General features: G+C 66.3%; 14 protein-coding genes and 1 tRNA gene. 10 read left to right on the forward strand and 5 right to left on the reverse strand.

Annotated elements, in window-relative coordinates; translation table 11 throughout:
* Positions 1–45: 45 nt before the first annotated feature.
* Positions 46–4,584: a glutamate synthase large subunit gene (gene gltB / locus ABOZ73_RS09115; RefSeq protein WP_369062433.1), complete on the reverse strand. Its 4,539-nt coding sequence runs from the start codon at positions 4,582–4,584 to the stop codon at positions 46–48.
* 5 nt (positions 4,585–4,589) lie between these two features.
* Entirely contained in the window at positions 4,590–6,038 is a 1,449-nt protein-coding gene (locus ABOZ73_RS09120; RefSeq protein WP_369062434.1) for an NAD(P)-dependent oxidoreductase, read from the reverse strand.
* A gap of 243 nt (positions 6,039–6,281) precedes the next feature.
* Here ABOZ73_RS09120 and ABOZ73_RS09125 point away from each other — a divergent pair, with 243 nt between their 5' ends.
* Entirely contained in the window at positions 6,282–7,088 is an 807-nt protein-coding gene (locus ABOZ73_RS09125) for an undecaprenyl-diphosphate phosphatase (RefSeq protein WP_369062435.1), read from the forward strand.
* On the opposite strand, the gene ABOZ73_RS09130 is transcribed toward ABOZ73_RS09125, so the two are convergent.
* Complete coding sequence (locus ABOZ73_RS09130; protein WP_369062436.1) at positions 7,085–9,214, reverse strand: FG-GAP-like repeat-containing protein; 2,130 nt, start codon at positions 9,212–9,214, stop codon at positions 7,085–7,087. The genes ABOZ73_RS09125 and ABOZ73_RS09130 overlap by 4 nt on opposite strands.
* 76 nt (positions 9,215–9,290) lie before the next feature.
* Complete coding sequence (locus tag ABOZ73_RS09135) at positions 9,291–11,183, reverse strand: FG-GAP-like repeat-containing protein (protein WP_369062437.1); 1,893 nt, start codon at positions 11,181–11,183, stop codon at positions 9,291–9,293.
* Positions 11,184–11,373: 190 nt separating this feature from the next.
* On the opposite strand from ABOZ73_RS09135, the gene ABOZ73_RS09140 reads away from it, so the two are divergent.
* Positions 11,374–12,567: a multidrug effflux MFS transporter gene (locus tag ABOZ73_RS09140; protein WP_369062438.1), complete on the forward strand. Its 1,194-nt coding sequence runs from the start codon at positions 11,374–11,376 to the stop codon at positions 12,565–12,567.
* 197 nt (positions 12,568–12,764) lie between these two features.
* Positions 12,765–13,115 carry a DUF6481 family protein gene (locus tag ABOZ73_RS09145; protein WP_369062439.1) on the forward strand — a complete coding sequence of 117 codons (351 nt, stop codon included), beginning with the start codon at positions 12,765–12,767 and terminating at the stop codon, positions 13,113–13,115.
* 7 nt (positions 13,116–13,122) lie between these two features.
* Here the strand turns inward: ABOZ73_RS09145 and ABOZ73_RS09150 are convergent, their stop codons facing one another.
* A complete protein-coding gene (locus ABOZ73_RS09150) occupies positions 13,123–14,085 on the reverse strand; it encodes a complex I NDUFA9 subunit family protein (RefSeq protein ID WP_369062440.1) in 963 nt (320 codons plus the stop codon).
* A gap of 148 nt (positions 14,086–14,233) precedes the next feature.
* Between ABOZ73_RS09150 and ABOZ73_RS09155 the strand changes: the two genes are divergently transcribed.
* From ABOZ73_RS09155 to ABOZ73_RS09185, 7 genes are all read left to right on the forward strand, one after another.
* Positions 14,234–14,320, forward strand: a tRNA-Leu gene (locus ABOZ73_RS09155).
* A gap of 85 nt (positions 14,321–14,405) precedes the next feature.
* Entirely contained in the window at positions 14,406–15,023 is a 618-nt protein-coding gene (locus ABOZ73_RS09160) for a ribonuclease D (protein WP_369062441.1), read from the forward strand.
* A gap of 9 nt (positions 15,024–15,032) precedes the next feature.
* A complete protein-coding gene (gene lptC, locus ABOZ73_RS09165; RefSeq protein ID WP_369062442.1) occupies positions 15,033–15,653 on the forward strand; it encodes an LPS export ABC transporter periplasmic protein LptC in 621 nt (206 codons plus the stop codon).
* 35 nt (positions 15,654–15,688) lie between these two features.
* Positions 15,689–16,228: an LptA/OstA family protein gene (locus ABOZ73_RS09170; RefSeq protein ID WP_369062443.1), complete on the forward strand. Its 540-nt coding sequence runs from the start codon at positions 15,689–15,691 to the stop codon at positions 16,226–16,228.
* A 17-nt stretch (positions 16,229–16,245) separates the two neighbouring features.
* Entirely contained in the window at positions 16,246–17,013 is a 768-nt protein-coding gene (lptB, locus tag ABOZ73_RS09175) for an LPS export ABC transporter ATP-binding protein (protein WP_369062444.1), read from the forward strand.
* 103 nt (positions 17,014–17,116) lie between these two features.
* Complete coding sequence (locus tag ABOZ73_RS09180) at positions 17,117–17,512, forward strand: hypothetical protein (RefSeq protein WP_369062445.1); 396 nt, start codon at positions 17,117–17,119, stop codon at positions 17,510–17,512.
* Positions 17,469–18,248, forward strand: a complete 780-nt coding sequence (locus ABOZ73_RS09185) for an alpha/beta fold hydrolase (RefSeq protein WP_369062446.1) — start codon at positions 17,469–17,471, stop codon at positions 18,246–18,248. The genes ABOZ73_RS09180 and ABOZ73_RS09185 overlap by 44 nt, the downstream gene beginning before the upstream one ends.
* Positions 18,249–18,374: the final 126 nt, after the last annotated feature.

The following is an 18,374-nucleotide window of genomic DNA, read 5'->3' on the forward strand; positions in this document are numbered from 1 at the left end:
TCGCATAGAAAACCCGCGCGACACGGTCGCCCCGCAGGTTCCATTTCAGGCTCGTTCGTGCGCCTTTTCTTCCGCCACCAGGGCGTGGGACAGGCGGCCGACCATTTCTTTCGGGCAGATCTGCCAGAAGCCGCCTCGGACGTGATCCCAGTCGCGCAGCAGGGCCTTGGCCTGCGGCGAGCCGGTTTCCTGCGCATGCTCGGAGACCAGCGAGCGCAGCACACCCTCCCAGTGCGGCGAGGCCAGGCGCTGGACCACCACGCTGTCGGGATTGACCAGGGCCGGGAAGCGGTTGTCCGGATCGTAGACGAAGGCCATGCCGCCGGTCATGCCGGCGCCGAAGTTGCCGCCCACCGGGCCCAGCACCACCACCTGGCCGCCGGTCATGTACTCGCAGCCATTGGCCCCGATGCCCTCGACCACCGCGGTCGCGCCGCTGTTGCGGACGGCGAAGCGCTCACCCGCCTGGCCGGCGGCGAACACGCGGCCCGCCGTCGCGCCATAGAGGATGGTGTTGCCAAGGATGGCGTTGTCTTCCGGTCGGGCCAGGTGCGCGCCGGGACGAACGACGATGGTCGCGCCCGACAGGCCCTTGCCCACATAGTCATTGGCCTCGCCGGTCAGCTCGATGCGCAGGCCCTGGACCGCGAAGGCCCCCAGGCTCTGACCGGCCGAACCGCGCAGCTGCAGGGTCAGGTGCCCAGCGGGCAGGCCCTTCATGCCGAACTTGCGCACGATGTGGCTGGACGTCCGGGTGCCGATGGTGCGGGCGGTGGAGCGGACCGTGTAGGTCAGCTGCATCTTCTCGCCTCGCTCAAGCAGCGGCGCGGCGTCGCGAACGATCTGGGCGTCCAGGGTGTCTGGCACAGCGTTGCGGCCCTCCACCGTGCAGTAGGGCTTGTTGGAGCCCGGGTCGGCGCGGACCAGCAGCGGGTTGAGATCGAGATCGTCCAGGTGCTCGCCGCCGCGGCTGACCTGCTGAAGCAGGTCCGTGCGGCCGACGATCTCCTGCAGGGACTTGAAGCCCAGGGAGGCCAGGATCTCGCGGACCTCCTCGGCGATGAAGCTGAAGAGGTTGATGACCTTTTCGGGGCTGCCGGTGAACTTGGCGCGCAGGGCCTCGTCCTGGGTGCAGACCCCCACCGGGCAGGTGTTGGAATGGCACTGGCGCACCATGATGCAGCCCATGGCGATCAGCGACGCCGTGCCGATGCCGAACTCCTCGGCGCCCAGCATGGCGGCGATGACCACGTCGCGGCCGGTGCGCACGCCGCCGTCGGCCCGCAGCATCACCGAGTGACGAAGGTTGTTCAGGGTCAGGACCTGGTTGGCCTCCGACAGGCCCATCTCCCACGGACCGCCGGCGTGCTTGATCGAGGTCTGGGGCGAGGCGCCTGTGCCGCCGACATTGCCGCTGATCAGGATCACATCTGCTTTTGCCTTGGCGACCCCGGCGGCGATGGCGCCGATGCCGGTCATGGAGACCAGCTTCACCGTCACGCGAGCGACCGGGTTGATCTGCTTCAGGTCGTAGATGAGCTGCGCCAGGTCCTCGATCGAATAGATGTCGTGGTGCGGCGGCGGGCTGATCAGCATCACGCCAGGGGTGGCGTGGCGCAGGCGGGCGATCATCTCGGTGACCTTGAAGCCGGGCAGCTGCCCGCCCTCGCCGGGCTTGGCGCCCTGGGCCACCTTGATCTCGATCTCGCGGCACTGGTTCAGATACTCGGCCGTGACGCCGAAGCGGCCCGAGGCCACCTGCTTGACCGCGCTGTTGGGGTTGTCGCCGTTGGGCAGCGGGCGGTAGCGGGCCGAGTCCTCGCCGCCCTCGCCCGAGACCGACTTGGCCCCGATCCGGTTCATGGCGATGTTCAGGACGCCGTGCGCCTCCGGCGCCAGCGCGCCCAGGCTCATACCCGGCGTGACGAAGCGCTTGCGGATCTCGTTGACGCTTTCGACGTCGTCGACGCTGACCGCCGCATTGTCCGAGCGCCAGTCCAGCAGGTCGCGCAGCTGGATCGGCTTGAAGCCCCGCAGCCCCTCGCTCCAGCGCTTGTAGGCGGCGTAGTCGCCGGTGTCGCAGGCGTGCTGCAAGGTGTGGATCATGCGCGCCTCGAAGGCGTGCGCCTCACCCGAGCGGCGAGCCTTGTAGAAGCCGCCCACCGGCAGGGTGATGGCCGAGGCGTCCCACGCCTTGCGGTGCAGCTCGACCGCCTTGGTCTCAAGACCCGCCAGACCGATGCCGCTGATGCGCGACGGCATGCCGGGGAAGTACTCGGCGACCATCGCCCGCGACAGGCCGACGGCCTCGAAGTTGTAGCCGCCGCGATAGGACGAGATGACGCTGATGCCCATCTTGGACAGGATCTTCAGCAGGCCGCCCTCGATGGCGGTCTTGAAGTTCAGGCAGAGGTCACGAAGGCTCAGCTCGCCCGTCAGGCCGCGCTCCATGCGGTCCTGGAAGCTTTCCTGGGCCAGGTAGGCGTTCACCGCCGTGGCGCCGACGCCGACCAGCACCGCGAAATAGTGCGTGTCCAGGCACTCCGCCGAGCGGACGATGATCGAGACGTAGGAGCGCAGGCCCTTGGAGACCAGGTGTGCATGTACACCGCCGGTGGCCAGGATCATCGGCATGGCCACGCGCTCGGCGCCGACAGCCTCGTCGGTCAGGACGATCGTCGAGCAGCCGCGCAGGGCCGCATCCTCGGCCTCGGCGCGGATGCGCTCGAGGTTGGCGCGCAGGGCGTCGCCGGGCCGCGCCTCGGGGACCGGGATCGGCATCGAGCAGTCGATGACGGCGATGTTCTTGTCGCCGATCACCGGCACGATGCGCTCGTACATCCCCGTGGTCAGGACCGGGCTTTCCAGCACGAAGACGTCGGTCTGCGCCTCGTCCTCGGACAGGATGTTGCCCAGGTTCTTGAAGCGGGTCTTCAGGCTCATCACCCCCGTCTCGCGCAGGGGATCGATGGGCGGGTTGGTGACCTGGCTGAAGTTCTGGCGGAAGAAGTGGCTGAGCGGCCGGTATTTCTCCGACAGCACCGCCAGCGGGGTGTCGTCGCCCATGGAGCCGACGGCTTCCTTGCCGTCCTCGGCCATAGGGGCGAGGACCATCTCAAGGTCCTCCAGCGTCAGGCCGGCGGCCAACTGTCGGCGCACCAGCTCCTCGCGGCCATAGCGGCGCGGCTCAGGGCCCGGGCCGATCTCCTTGTCGAGATCGCGGATGTTGCCGAGCCACTGGGTATAGGGGTGGCGCTCGGCAAGTTCGTCGATGATCTCGTCCTCGCTGAACAGCTGGCCGTTGGCCAGGTCGATGGCGATCATCCGCCCGGGCGAGATGTTCAGCTTCTTGACGATGCGGGTGTCGGCCACGCCGCACATGCCCGCTTCGGAACCCATGATGACCAGGCCGTCGTCGGTGTAGGAGACGCGCAGGGGGCGCAGGCCATTGCGGTCCTTGCCGGCCACGACCCAGCGGCCATCGGTGGCGCAGACGGCGGCGGGGCCGTCCCACGGCTCCATCACGGCGTTGCAGTAGGAGTAGAGCGCCTGGTGCGAGGCGGGCATCTGCTCCTCGGTCTTGCCGTTCCAAGCCTCCGGCATCAGCAGGGCCTTGGCCATGGGCGCGTCGCGGCCGGCGCGGACCAGCACCTCGAAGGTGTTGTCGAGGGCGGCGCTGTCCGACACGCCCGGCTGGATGACCGGCTTCACGTCCTCGCCGAAATCCCCGAAGGCCTGGGCGGCCATGCGGATTTCGTGGCTCTTCATCCAGTTGACGTTGCCCTTCAGCGTGTTGATTTCGCCGTTGTGGGCCAGCATCCGGAACGGCTGCGCCAGGCGCCATTCGGGGAAGGTGTTGGTCGAGTAGCGCTGGTGGAAGATCGCCACCGCGGCGGCGAAGCGCTCGTCATTCAGGTCCGGATAGAACTCGTTGATGTGTTCGGCCAGGAACATGCCCTTGTAGATCAGGGACTTGGCCGAGAACGAGCACAGGTAGAAGCCGTTCAGGTTCGAGGCGGCGACGCGCTTCTCGATGCGCTTGCGGCACAGGAAGAGGGCGCGCTCCAGCGCCTCGCCTTCCAGGCCGTCCGGCGCGGCGAGCATGATCTGCTCGATCTCGGGGCGGGTGGCGTTGGCCTTCTCGCCGATGACGGCGGTGTTCACAGGCACCTGGCGCCAGCCATAGATGTAGAAGCCGAAGCGCAGGGCCTCGCTCTCCACGATGGTCCGGGCGGCTTCCTGGGCGCCCAGATCGGTGCGCGGCAGGAAGACCTGGCCCACGGCGATCGGACCGGGACGCAGGGCGTGGCCGGTGCGGCGCACCTGGTCGGCGAAGAAGTCCTGCGGCACGGACAGCAGGATGCCCGCGCCGTCGCCGGTCTTGCCGTCGGCGTCCACGGCGCCCCGGTGCCAGACGGCCTTCAGGGCCTTGATCGCCAGTTCGACGACTTCGCGGCGCGGCTGGCCGTCGACGGCGCAGACCAGGCCCACGCCGCAGTTGTCGCGCTCGCTGCTGGGGTCATAGGCGTGACCGTCGATCAGGCGCTGGCGGTTGGCGAAATAGAGGTCGAGAACGTCGCTCATGATCGTTACTCCGCCGCCGCCAGCGCCGGAGCGCTCGCCTTGGCCGTCAGGTAGGAATGGATGGAGTCGGCGGCGTCGCGTCCGTCGCGGATCGCCCACACCACGAGGGAGGCGCCGCGCACGATGTCGCCGGCGGCGAACACGCCGTCGAGATTGGTCATCTGGGTGCGGAAGTCGGCGCGCACCGTGCCGCTGCGGCTGACTTTCAGGTCGGGCGCGGACCACAGTTGCGGCAGGTTCTCGGGCTCGAAGCCCAGGGCCTTGATCACCAGCTGGGCCTGCTTGTCGAAGTCGCCGCCCGGAACCTCTTCCGGCGACTGGCGGCCCGAGGCGTCAGGCGAGCCCAGGCGCATGCGCGCGGCGTGGACGCCGGTGACCGCGTCGGCGTCGCCCTTCACCGCCTTGGGCGCGGCGAGCCACTCGAAGTGGACGCCTTCTTCCTCGGCGTTGGCGACCTCGCGCATGGAGCCGGGCATGTTGGCCTTGTCGCGGCGATAGAGGCACGACACCGACTTGGCGCCCTGGCGGATGGCGGTGCGCACGCAGTCCATGGCGGTGTCCCCGCCGCCGACCACGACCACGTCCTTGCCCTCGGCGTTCAGCTGGCCGGAGGCGATCTCGGCCACCTCGTCGCCCAGGCTCTGACGGTTGGAGGCGATCAGATAGTCGAGCGCGGCGACCACGCCGTTCGACCCGGCGCCCGGCGCGGTCAGGTCGCGGGCGGCATAGACGCCCGTGGCGATCAGCACGGCGTCGTGCCGGGCGCGCAGTTGTTCGAGCGTGGCGTCCTTGCCGACCTCGAAGCCGAGCTGGAAGACGACCCCGCCCTCGGCCAGCCGGCGGGTGCGGCGCTCGACCACGTCCTTCTCCAGCTTGAAGCCGGGGATGCCGTAGATCAGCAGGCCGCCGGGGCGGTCATGGCGGTCATAGACCACCACGTCATAGCCGCCCTCGCGCAGGCGCTCGGCGGCCGCCAGGCCGGCCGGACCGGCGCCGACGACGCCCACCGACTGGCCGCGGGATGGGCCGGCGACCAGCGGGCGCACCCAGCCTTCTTCCCACGCCTTGTCGGACAGATACTTCTCGACCGCGCCGATGGTGACGGTGCCGTGGCCCGACTGTTCGATGACGCAATTGCCTTCGCACAGGCGGTCCTGCGGGCAGATGCGCCCGCAGATCTCGGGCATGGCGTTGGTGGCCTGCGACAGGTCATAGGCCTCCTGCACGCGTCCCTCGGCGGTCATCCGCAGCCAGTCGGGGATGTTGTTGTGCAGCGGGCAGTGCGACTGGCAGAACGGCACGCCGCACTGCGAGCAACGCGAGGCCTGCTCTGTCGCCTTGGCGTCAATGAAGTCGCCGTAGATTTCCAGGAAGTCGTCCGAACGCTGCGCTGCGTCGCGTTTCTCCGGCATCCGCCGCGGCGTCACCGTGAACTTCAACATGCGTTCGGCCATGATCTTCCCCTTGTCGACGTGCGCACGGCCTCACAGAGGCATAACCTTGCGCGCGCCAGGGTCTTACGTTCGCTTCAATGCCGAGAAAACGGCATTGTCTCTATAGTTGACCATTATTCAGCCCCAAACCCGGGCCTGAGGGCTGAAACCAGAAGATGCGAGTCGTTATCAGTACACTTCATGGACTAAACGACATGTTTACCTTATCGGACGACGTCTGACGCCCTGTCGGAGGACCTTGGAATGCCGGATTGGTTGATCGCCATCGTGCTGGGCCTGATCGAGGGCCTAACCGAGTTCATTCCGGTGTCCTCCACCGGGCACATGCTGCTGGTTGGGCACTTCCTCGGCTTCGACAGCACGGGGAACACCTTTGAGGTGCTGATCCAGCTGGGCGCGATCCTGGCCATCGTCAGCGTCTACTTCACCCGGCTGTGGACCCTGCTGATCACCGCCCCGAGCGATCCGGCCAGCCGCCGCTTCATCGCCGCCATCATCCTGGGCGTCGTGCCGGCCGTGCTGATCGGCGTGGCGGCGCACGACTTCATCAAGACGGTGCTCTACGAGTTCCCGGCCCTGATCTGCATCAACCTGATCATCGGCGGCGTCATCCTGGCCCTGCTGGACCGGATGAAGAGCGAGCCGCGCTACACCGACGTGACCCAGTTCTCGCTGAAGACCGCCCTGATCATCGGCTTGTGCCAAGCCGTCGCCCTGATCCCGGGCGTCTCGCGCTCCGGCGCCACGATCGCCGGCGGCCTGCTGATGAAGTGCGACAAGCGCTCGGCGGCGGAGTTCTCGTTCTTCCTGGCCATGCCGACCATGGCCGGCGCCTTCGCCTATGATCTCTACAAGAACATCGACGCCCTCAGCATGGATGACGCCGGCCTCATCGGCCTGGGCTTCGTCTTCGCCTTTGTTTCAGCGGTGTTTGTCGTACGAACCGTGCTGAACTTCATCACCCGCCACGGCTTCACGCCGTTTGCTATATGGCGTGTCGTCGTGGGGGTGATCGGCCTGATCCTGCTAGCGACATTCCCCGCCCGCTAACCGCCGAAAACGAATTCGCTCTTGTAGTAACCCGCCGCGGGGCCGGTGATGTCGATGGCGTAGGGCGCCGAGCCGTCGGCGAGATCCGTGAGCCAGGCGGCGTTGGAGCGGGCCATGACGCCCAGGTCGCCCTTCTCGGCCTCGGCCAGCAGCCAGCCGACCATGGCCGCCTTGGTCCCCTGGCCGTTCACGCCGTCGCCGCCATAGGAGGCGAAGTAGGCGTCGCGGCCGCCGGACAGCAGGGTCGTGACCTTGGAGTCGGCCGGCGTCCCCCCGAAAATCTTGGCGTAGGCCTTCTTGGTGGCGTCGAAGAGGCTCAAGCCCCCGAACTCGGTCAGGAAGGCGGCCTTGCCTTCGCCGTCACGGCCCAGGTTCACCGCGAAATTGATGTAGCGGTTCTCCAGGTTGAACGACTGGAAGTAGGCCGAGTTGAGATTGTTCGGGTTCGGCCCCGTGGGCGAGACCAGGTAGTCAACGCCGGCCGAGCCCGGGATCTTGCCGGTGAAGAACAGGTAGGAGAGCGTCGCCACCGAAGTCGTCTGATCCGCCGCCTTGACGATCTCGGCGATCGCCTGGGCCTGGGTCAGGGTCCCGGCGGAAACCTTGGCCGAAAGATCGGCCGCCAGAGCGCTATTGGGACCCCGCAGCATCGCCGCGGTGGCAGCTAGGATCGTCGGATCGGCCGAACCAGGCAGAGGCGCGGTGTTGACCACGCTGTAGGTCGTATAGGCCGCCGGCTCAGTCGTCGGCCATTTGCTGAACGGCGTTTGCACCTGAGCGACGAAGTCTATGGCCCCCTTGCCGTCGAGATCGATCGGAAACAGTCGGGGAGGCAGAGGTCGCTGCTGGAAGGGCTCGGTGTCCTCATAACCGGCAAGCTGATAGGGTTTGACATCAGCGTAAACAGCCTGGGCCAGCCAGGTAAACTTGCCCGTGCCGTCATTGAGCGCGATCGCGGCCCCGCCGCTGACCACCTTGCCGTCCTTGAAGTCGTAGTCGGTGCTGTGGCTAAGGTCGATGTCGCCATCGCCGTCGAAGTCGGCGAGGTAGATCTCACCTTCGCCCCACCATTTGTCGCGCGGACCGTTGTCGATCCGTGACGACGTCTCATCAACAAACTGACCGCCGCCCTTGTTGATCAGGACCTGGACCCCAGCGCCCTGATAGTAGGGCTCCGATCGGGTCTGGGTGACGATGATGTCGAGCTTGCCGTCACCGTTGACGTCGGCCATTTCGGCGTCGTTGGGCTTGGTGTTGGCCCCATAAAGACCTTGGGGAATCGTCTGCAGTTGCCAGCCTGAGGACTGCCCGTTCCACCGCGAAAGCGCGAGCACTTGGGTCCCGTCGATATAGGCCGCGAAAATGTCGGCCTTGCCGTCGCCGTCGACGTCGCCAATGGCCGAGGCCGTCAGGATGGTGTGGCCAGGCTTGACCGCATCGGGCAACGCGCCGGTGGCTGCGGTGAACTTGCCCTTGCCGTCGTTGAGGAACAACAGCTTGCCGCTGAAGAGGTCCTTGTCGCCGTCACCATCGACATCACCCACCGAAATCTCGTGGCCGACCCCATATCCCGCGGGCGGAGCAAAAAACTCCTGACCCTGAATGTTGGTGGTGGCGTTGACGATCCGGCCGCCGGGCGCCGACAGCATCAAGACGATGGGGTCATACTTGGTGGTGTAGGTCCCGTCCGTATTGCGCTGATTCATCCCCTCGCTGGCCTGGACGATATCGTCCACGCCGTCACCGTTGAGGTCGGCGACAGCGAATCTTTGGCCCTTGAAGATGGCGGGGATTGGATCGGCTTCTGAGTTCGTCGCCAATCGCAGGCCGCCCCTGCCGTCATTCAGGTAGAGGCTAGGTGCGATAGTCGCCTGACGCGGAATCGTATGCGGAAATGCGACCCAGCCCAGGACAATGTCCTTGAAACCGTCACCGTTGAAATCACCGACGCCGCTGTAGGGCATGCCAAGCGAGAAGATCCCCGGCTCGTGCCGATCATTCGCCGTCGGGTAGTAGTAGACGCCATGGTCCTCACGGATCGACCGGGTCTCAATGCCGAACTGACCGACCTTGTAGTACGCGCTCGCGGTGGGTGGCTTGGTGGTGCTGAGTGTTGGAGTGGCCATGATCGCCTCGGTTGATTTCGGGGTCTAGCTTAAGGATCAGACCGCTATGCGCATTCCCCGTTTGGGGGATGCTCTGTTAGCCGCCGAAAACGAATTCGCTCTTGTAGTAACCCGCCGCGGGGCCGGTGATGTCGATGGCGTAGGGCGCCGAGCCGTCGGCGAGATCCGTGAGCCAGGCGGCGTTGGAGCGGGCCATGACGCCCAGGTCGCCCTTCTCGGCCTCGGCCAGCAGCCAGCCGACCATGGCCGCCTTGGTCCCCTGGCCGTTCACGCCGTCGCCGCCATAGGAGGCGAAGTAGGCGTCGCGGCCGCCGGACAACAGGGTCGTGACCTTGGAGTTGGCCGGCATGCCGCCGAAGATCTTGGCGTAGGCCTTCTTGGTGGCGTCGAAGAGGCTCAAGCCGCCGAACTCGGTCAGGAAGGCGGCCTTGCCTTCGCCGTCACGGCCCAGGTTCACCGCGAAGTTGATGTAGCGGTTCTCCAGATTGAACGACTGGAAGTAGGCCGAGTTGAGATTGTTCGGGTTCGGACCCGTGGGCGAGACCAGGTAGTCCACCCCGGCCGAGCCCGGGATCTTGCCGGTGAAGAACAGGTAGGAGAGCGTCGCCACCGAAGTCGTCTGATCCGCCGCCTTGACGATCTCGGCGATCGCCTGGCCCTGGGTCAGGGTCCCGGCGGAAACCTTGGCCGAAAGGTCAGTGGCCAGGGTGTTGCTGGAGCCCCGCAGGATCGAACTGATCGCTGTCGTGATCGCTGGGTTCAACGGCTCCGGCGGGGTGGCGAGATAGACGCGGAATTGCTCATTGCCGTTGTACAGGCCACGCACGGAGAAGATGTCCATCCGCCCGTCGCCATTGAGATCGGCGGCATGATATTGGTCATATTGGCCCGCCCCCGGAAGATAGCCTTCGGCGGTCTGGATGAATTTTCCCGCGCCATCATTAAGGAAGACCGGGCGTGACGTGCCGTTCGACACGAGCATGTCCACTTTTCCATCGCCATTGATATCGGCGAACTGGACACGCGTGTTCCAACCTTCAGCGCTTCGACTTGGCAGGCGCGAGGCTGTTTCGTCGGTGAACTTTCCGGTCCCATCGTTGATGTAGAAACGGATGGAGCCGACACTGAAGAAATCGACCACGGTATTGATCACAAGGTCGAGCGCGCCGTCACCGTTGATATCGACGGCATGGCTGTCGATTACATTCTCCGAAGTTCCGTGCGCCGGGACGGGAATGGTCGTCAGGGTGCGCAGGAAATTTCCTCTGCCGTCGTTCTCGAGAACCACCGCAGCCCGGCTTCTCGGATCCCAAGGTCCGAGAAAGAGATCTAGATCCCCGTCGCGATCAGCATCAAACAAAGTGCTGGTGGTTATGCCCGGATCGCCACTGTGAAGCGTCGTCGGAAGACCGCTGCGCTGCAGCGTGAAACCGCCGGCGCCATTGTTCAGCAGAATGTACGGGTACTCTTCCCCATCGCCTTGATTACCCACGAAAAGGTCGATGTCGCCATCGCCATCCACATCGGCCGCGGCGGCGGAATGGCTGAAGTCGGCGATAGAAGGCAGGGCTGCCACTGCATTTGTCAGGCCCAAGGCCCCCTGCGACAAGAAAAGTGCGTTCCTTGCGCCGGGAAACGGCGCGGCATCCAGACCATGGTCGGCGAAGAACGCGTCCGAGCGCCCATCCTTGTTGAAGTCGGCGAGGACGATCTGGCGGCCATGGACCGTCACCGGCGGATTGGCGAACAGGCTGGACGTGCCGTCCACGAACTTGCCGGTCCCGTCGCCGGTCAGCACCCGGATCGGCACGCCCCGGTCTTCAAGAGGATAGAGAAAATAGGACAGAACAACGTCCAGCTTGCCGTCCCCATTGAAGTCCGCCAGGGCGACCTCGTGGCTGCTGGCGCTGGCGTACCCGCTGCGCACCGGCAAGGTGAAATCGGTGAACGTAAAGCCGGCCATGTCCATCCCTCCCACGGTTCAACGAGCGTCATTATCGCCACAACCTGATTCGCCAGGAGCCCTGATTGGGGGGTGCTGGCCAAGATATCTTGAGCCTGAGGCTCGTTCGACCTAGCTAGCGTCCGGGCGCCGCCGGGACGCGGCTGCCGCTGACGCGCCTTCTACGGGCAAGCGTCATTCTCAACAGGGGATAGTCATGGCCACGAGCCGCCAGTTTCTCGGCCTCGCCGTTGTTCTTGGCCTGATTTCGGCGATCGGGCCCTTCGCCATCGACATGTACCTGCCGGCACTGCCGTCGATCGGCGCCAGCCTGCAGGCCGATCCGGCGGCGGTGCAGATGAGCCTGATGGCCTATTTCATCGCCTCGGGCGTGTGCCAGCTCGTCTACGGGCCGCTATCGGACATGATGGGCCGCAAGCAGCCGCTCTATTTCGGCCTGGTGCTGTTCATCATCGGCAGCATCGGCTGCGCCCTGTCGCCGACCATCGAGGCGCTAATCGCCTTCCGCGTTGTGCAGGCCGTGGGCGCTTGCGCCGGATCGGTCGTGCCCCGCGCCGTGGTCCGCGACCTCTATACCGGTCCCGAAGCGGCGCGGCTGATGTCGCTGCTGATGCTGGTGTTCAGCATCTCGCCGATCCTGGCGCCGTCGGTGGGCGGCCTGGTGATCGCCGCCGCCGGCTGGCGCGGTGTGTTCTGGGCCACGGCCATCGCCGCCGTCATCGGTCTGCTGCTGAGCATCTTCGTCATGAAGGAGACCCGCCCGCCGGAGGCCCGCAGCGAAAGCTCTTGGACCAGCGCCCTGATCAGCTACGGCAAGCTGATGAAGGACCGACATTACTTGAGCGCGGTGCTGGTCGGCGCCTTTGGGGTGTCGGCCTTCTTCGTCTATGTGGCCAACTCGTCCTTCGTGATCATCGACCACTACGGCCTGTCGCCCAGCGCCTTCGCGATCTTCTTCGCCTTCAACGCCGCGGCGTTCTTCGCCGCGGCCCAGTTCACGGGGACGCTGTCCAGGCGCTTTGGCCTGACGCGGCTGGTGCGCATGGCGATCACCGGCTTCGCCGCCTCGATGGCCCTGCTGACGGCGCTGTTCGCCACGGGCCATGGCGGCCTGGCGGTGATGAGCGGCCTGCTGTTCGTGGGCTGGGGCTTCCTGGGGCTGGTCATGCCGACCACCGGCGTCCTGGCCATGGAGGCGCACGGCCGCATCGCCGGAGCGGCTTCGGCCCTGATGGGGGCGATCCACATCACGATCGGCGCGGCGACCATGGCGGCGGCCGGCCTGTTCGCCGACGGCAAGCCCCTGTCGATGGTCGCCGGCATCACCGCCTGCGCCGTGACGTCCTTTGTCCTGGCCCAGATTTGCCTGCGCGAACCCGCCGGCCAATAGGTCGGCGGGACTCCCGTTTGTGGAGAGGCGCTTTTTGCGCTATGGTGGCGGGGTTGAATATCGTTTCGGTCCGCCTGTCTCGCGGCGCTTGATCATCGATCGCGCAACCGAGCCTGCCCTGATCCTCTTTCGACCCTGATCACGTGACGCATCCTGCGGCGCGCGAGCCTCGACCCACAAAAGGACCTCAATCACGCATGAAGAATGTCGACTTTTCAGATCGCCTGAAGACCGCCGCCGAAGCCCGCCAGGCCCTGGTGGCCAAGCTGAAGCCCAAGGCGACCGTGACCGACCCGAACTTTGAACAGCGCCAGGCGATGCGTGAAGCCGAAGTCGAGCGCGTGCGTCAGGCCCGGGCCGAGCAGAAGGCCGCCGCCAAGCAAGCGGCCGCGGAGGCCGTGGAAGCCGAACGTCAGGCCGAGCAGGCCCTGGCCGATGAAGCCCTGGCCGCCAAGCGCGCGGAGCGCAAGGAACGCAAGGCCCTGACCGCGGCCGAGCAGAAGGCCAAGCGCGACGCCCGTTACGCCGCGCGCAAGGCCCGCAACTAAAGCGCGCTTAAAGCGCGCCTTCCGGCAGCGGGGCGTACTGACCGCCCTTGCGGTAGAGATAGAGGTAGGTCGGCACGATCGCCTCGACCGTCGTCGGCGAGACGCCCAGTTCGGCCAGACCCGGCTGGGCGCCCGACACCACATTATCCGTCTGCAGCAGGATCACCTGATCGCTGGTGATCGGCGCCGGGATGATCCCGGAGACCAGGTCGCCGGCCGAGCCCATCAGCTTGGCGGCGAACCACGGCACGGGCAGCAGCGGACGGCTGCGGCCGGTCTCGCGCAGGATGAGCTCCAAAATCTCTTTGAAGCTGAACACGGCCGGGCCGCCCAGCTCGAAGGTCTTGCCGGCGTGCTCGGGCTTGGTCGCCGCCAGGGCGACGGCCTGGGCCACGTCCGCCACGAAGACCGGCTGGAACTTGGTCTCGCCGCCGCCGAACAGCGGCAGGGCCGGCGCCAAGCTCGCCATGCGGGCGAACATGTTGAAGAAGCTGTCTTCCTGACCGAACACGATTGACGGGCGCAGGACGACCGCGCCCGGGAACGCCTTGCGCACGGCTTCCTCGCCCAGCGCCTTGGTGCGGGCGTACTTCGATTGCGACTGCGCATCGGCGCCGAGGGCCGACATGTGCACGAAGCGCTGGACGCCGGCGGCCTTGGCGGCCTCGGCCACCTTGCCGGCGGCCGTCGCGTGCAGGCTCAAGAAGCCCTGGCGGCCGCGCTCCTGCATCACCGCGACCAGATTGACGCAGGCCTCGGCCCCTTCAAGCGCGCGAGCGACTGACGCGCCGTTGCGGATATTGGCCTGGACGACCTGGATCTGGCCGACGTCGCCGAGCATGCGCATGCGGAACGCCAGGTGCGGACGGCGCACCGCGACGCGGACGCGCCAGCCCTGCTTGGCCAAGGCGCGAACCACTTGGGTCCCGATGAACCCCGAGCCGCCGAAAACCGTCACCAAGCCTTGCATGGGAAATCCCTTTGTTTGTGGGGCGCGGGATACCCGAACCAGAGGTTATTCGCAACGCAGATGCTTTTTAGCGAAGGTACGTGTTGACGCGCCCAAAAGCCTTCTCTAAAGGTCCCGGCCTCGCGCCGATCCGGTGGATGCGGAGCGGGCCCAGGTGGCGGAATTGGTAGACGCGCTGGCTTCAGGTGCCAGTGGCTTAACGGCCGTGGAGGTTCGAGTCCTCTCCTGGGCACCATCGCTCTTTTCTACCTAAAAGAGCGGGCGCCAAACCGGCGGCGCGCTATATAAAAGCGCCAACACCGCCGGAGCATTCGAGACCCTTGGCCAATTTTCTTCATGAAGGCGACCTGCCCGCCGACGTCTTCGCGGGCGCAACCTCCGTCGCCGTCGATTCTGAGACCATGGGTCTGCGCCTGGGGCGCGACAAGCTCTGCGTCGTGCAGATCTCCGACGGCAAGGGCGACGCCCACATCGTTCGCCTGAACCGCCCGGCCTATGACGCGCCGAATCTGAAGGCCCTGCTCGCCGATCCGAAGGTGCTGAAGCTCTTCCATTTCGGCCGGTTCGACATCGCCATGTTCGACCTGCACCTGGGCGTGACCACCACGCCGGTCTACTGCACCAAGATCGCCTCGAAGCTCGCCCGCACCTATACCGACCGCCACGGCCTGAAGGATGTGGTGCGCGAGTGCGCCGGCGTGGAGTTGTCCAAGGCTCAGCAGAGCTCCGACTGGGGATCGGCGACGCTCAGCCCCGAACAGCTGGCCTACGCCGCCAGCGACGTGCTGCACCTGCACGTGGTCAAGGCGCGGCTCGACGCCATGCTGGCCCGCGAAGGCCGCACCGAGCTGGCCCAGGCCTGCTTTGACTTCCTTCCCACCCGCGCCAAGCTCGACATCGCCGGTTGGGAAGAGACAGACATCTTCGCCCACGCCTAAGGTCCATCAATGACCCAAGCCGCCGCCATGCCCGACCGTTCGTCCCAGCCTGATATCCGGCGCTGGCGCAAACGCTCGCGCGCCGTGCGGACCCTGCGCTGGGCCCTGCCCGCTGCGGCGGGGGTCCTGGTGCTGATGCTGGGCGCGCAGGTGGTTTGGAACGCCTTCGCCCGCGAGACGCCTTCGCTGGAGAAGGCCTCGACGGTCGTGCGCATGACCAATCCGCGCTTCTTCGGCCGCGACGAGAAGGGCCGCCCCTTCCGCATCAGCGCCAAGAGCGCCGCGCGCGACGACAACGACATCAATGTCATCAGGCTGGAGCAGCCGGACGTCAGCCTGGCCATGAACGGCCCGTCCGAGACCCGCGCCACCGCCCGAACCGGCATCTACCGCGAAAGCGACCGGACCCTGAGGCTGCAGGGCGACGTGAAATTCAGCGACGCCGGCGGCTACCGCTTCGCGGCGGAAGAGGCCAATGTCGACACCCGCGCCGGCCGCGTGGTCGGTCAGGGACCGGTGCGCGGCGAAGGTCCGGGCACGCAACTGAACGCCAACGGCTATACGGTCGAGGACAAGGGCGACCGGGTGATCTTCCGCGGCAGGGTTCGCGCGCGGCTCAATCAGGATTAAGAGGGGTTCGAAACCCTGTGATGGAGGAACGGCGAGTGATCAGGCGGTGGGCGGCGGTCGGCCTTGCGGCGACCCTTATGGCCGGTGCGGCGCAAGCGCAGATTTCGCGCGACTCCAGCGCGCCCATCGACATCACCGCCGATGAGAGCGAAGTCATCAACAGCCAGTGCGTCACCATCTGGCGCGGCGACGCCGAAGCTCTGCAGGAAAACAACCGCCTGCGCGCCAAGGTGATCAAGGTCTACGCCAATCCGCGCTCGGGCGCGGGCGAGAACGGCCAGGCCCGCTGCGGCGACACCAATCGGCTGGAGGCTGAAGGCCCGGTCTATTACGTGACGCCCAACCAGACCGTTCGCGGCGACCGCGCCGTCTATACCGCCGCCGAGGACACCGTGGTCGTCACCGGCGACGTGATTGTGGTCCAGGGCAAGAACGTCGCCCGGGGCTCGCGCCTGACGCTCAACAACAAGACGGGCGAGGCCAAGATGGAATTGTCGGTCAGCGGCCGTAACAAGCCAGGCCGCGTGCGCGGCGTGTTCTATCCCGACAGCAAGCCGGCCTCCGGCGCGCGCTGAGCAGGACCCATCGACACGTGAACGTCTCCACCGCTTCAAAGACGGCGTCCGCCGCCGCGCCGGCCAAGGACGGCCTGTTCGTCGACGGCATCGCCAAGGCCTTCCGCGGTCGTCCCGTGGTCAAGGGCGTCAGCCTGCACCTGAAGCGCGGCGAGGTCGCCGGCCTGCTCGGCCCCAACGGGGCGGGCAAGACCACCTGCTTCTACATGGTCACCGGCCTGATCGCCGCCGACAGCGGCCGCATTTTCCTGGACGGCGAGGACATCACCGACCAGCCGATGTACCAGCGCGCCCGCATGGGCGTCGGCTACCTGCCGCAGGAAGCCTCGATCTTCCGCGGCATGACGGTGGAGGAGAACGTCCTCGCCGTGGTCGAGATGCGCGAGCGCGATTCCAAGAAGCAGCGCACCATCGTCGACCGCCTGCTGGAAGAGCTGCGCATCGGCCACCTGCGCAAGTCGCCGGCCGTCGCCCTGTCGGGCGGTGAACGCCGCCGCGTCGAAATCGCCCGCGCCCTGGCCAGCGAGCCGTCCTTCATGCTGCTGGACGAACCGTTCGCCGGCATCGACCCCCTGGCCATCGCCGACATCCGCGAGGTGATCACCTACCTCAAGGGCCGTGGCATCGGCATCTTGATCACCGACCACAACGTGCGCGAGACCCTCGACATCATCGACCGGGCCTCGATCATCGCCGGCGGCCAGGTGCTGTTCGAAGGCACGCCCAAGGAGATCGTCGGCAACCCCGAAGTTCGCCGCGTCTATCTGGGCAATCTCTACGACTGATCGACGCCGCGCCGCCGTCGATTTTGGCGGTAGGCGAGGGAACTGGCGATACTGACCCAAGGTTGGCGCTGCGACCCGAAGGGGGTCGCCAGGAGCCAGCGTCTTGCCGCCATTCAATATCGTCCGCTTCCTCACGAGCCTGATCTCCCTCGCCGTCCTCGCGACGGCGGCATATCTGCTCTGGAGCTTTTACCGCGGCGAGTTCGTCGTCGACGCTCAAGGCGAGCCGCTGCGCCTGCGCGATGAATGGCGGTTTTGGACCGGCCTTGGTCTCATGGCCTGGTCGTTTCTTGGACGAGCGCCCGTGCTCTTCCTGATCGCGGGCAAGGATGACGTCGCCGTTGACGCTCGCCATGGCGAAGGCCTGATGCTCCACACCCCCCGCGGTTCGGAGCTTCACGTGGAGACCTTCGGGCCCGCCGGCCCCCACCCTCATCCTCACCCACGGCTGGGGCATGGATTCCACTTTCTGGCGAAGGACCAGGGCGCGGTTGGGTGATAAGTTTCGCCTCGTCGCGTGGGATCTTCCCGGCCTCGGCCTCTCCAAGCCTGGCCAAGGCGGCATCACCCTTGAGGGCTTCGCCGACGACCTCAAGGCGCTGGTGGACCACGTTGGCGGACGACCTGTCCTGGTGGGCCACAGCATCGGGGGCATGACCATCCAGACCCTCTTGCGCGACGATCCGCGCTTCCAGGACCGCCTGGCCGGCGTGGTCCTCCTGAACACAACCTTCACTAATCCATTGCGAACAATGGTCTGCGGTCGCCTTCTCCTCGGCCTTCAGGGGCTGCTGAAGGCCGCGATGAGAGTAACCGTCGCCGCCGCGCCGATGGCCTGGCTGGCGAACTGGCAAGGCTACCTCAGCGGCTCGGCGCACATCGCCCATCGCCTGGGATTTGGCCGGTCGGTCACACGCACCCAGTTGGAACATGTGACGCTGATGGCGGTGCGCAACTCTCCCGCCGCGGAGGCCAGGGGCAACCTGGCCATGTTCGCGTGGGACGCCGATTGCGCTCTGGAGCGCATTCAAATCCCGGTCCTGATTGTCGGCGGCGACATCGACATCGTCACAAAGCCGGAGGCGAGCCGGCGGATCGCCACGGGAAACCCCAAAGCCGAGCTTTCGGTCATCTCCGGCGCCAATCACCTTGGCCCCTTGGAGCAGGCCGATCAGTACAACATCCTGATCGCCAAGTTCGCCATGAACTTGCATCGATCCTCGGGCCATCAGTGATGTTCGCGAGGTGATCACCTGCCTAAAGGGGCGGGATGGCGGTGAGGCGACCTTAGCTGCCTCTTCGAGTGTAGAACCGCGCCCGCGAAAGACCTTGGCTAACGGTGGTTTCGCGGGTGGGCGCCG

It is taken from the genome of Caulobacter sp. 73W (assembly GCF_041021955.1).
Taxonomy (GTDB): Bacteria; Pseudomonadota; Alphaproteobacteria; order Caulobacterales; family Caulobacteraceae; genus Caulobacter.

Bases quoted from the DNA above. Each gene is read 5' to 3' on its own strand.
- gltB (WP_369062433.1), bottom strand. From the start codon at position 4,584: ATGAGCGACGTTCTCGACCTCTATTTCGCCAACCGCCAGCGCCTGATC.
- ABOZ73_RS09120 (WP_369062434.1), bottom strand. From the start codon at position 6,038: ATGGCCGAACGCATGTTGAAGTTCACGGTGACGCCGCGGCGGATGCCG.
- ABOZ73_RS09125 (WP_369062435.1), top strand. From the start codon at position 6,282: ATGCCGGATTGGTTGATCGCCATCGTGCTGGGCCTGATCGAGGGCCTA.
- ABOZ73_RS09130 (WP_369062436.1), bottom strand. From the start codon at position 9,214: ATGGCCACTCCAACACTCAGCACCACCAAGCCACCCACCGCGAGCGCG.
- ABOZ73_RS09135 (WP_369062437.1), bottom strand. From the start codon at position 11,183: ATGGACATGGCCGGCTTTACGTTCACCGATTTCACCTTGCCGGTGCGC.
- ABOZ73_RS09140 (WP_369062438.1), top strand. From the start codon at position 11,374: ATGGCCACGAGCCGCCAGTTTCTCGGCCTCGCCGTTGTTCTTGGCCTG.
- ABOZ73_RS09145 (WP_369062439.1), top strand. From the start codon at position 12,765: ATGAAGAATGTCGACTTTTCAGATCGCCTGAAGACCGCCGCCGAAGCC.
- ABOZ73_RS09150 (WP_369062440.1), bottom strand. From the start codon at position 14,085: ATGCAAGGCTTGGTGACGGTTTTCGGCGGCTCGGGGTTCATCGGGACC.
- lptC (WP_369062442.1), top strand. From the start codon at position 15,033: ATGACCCAAGCCGCCGCCATGCCCGACCGTTCGTCCCAGCCTGATATC.
- ABOZ73_RS09185 (WP_369062446.1), top strand. From the start codon at position 17,469: ATGGATTCCACTTTCTGGCGAAGGACCAGGGCGCGGTTGGGTGATAAG.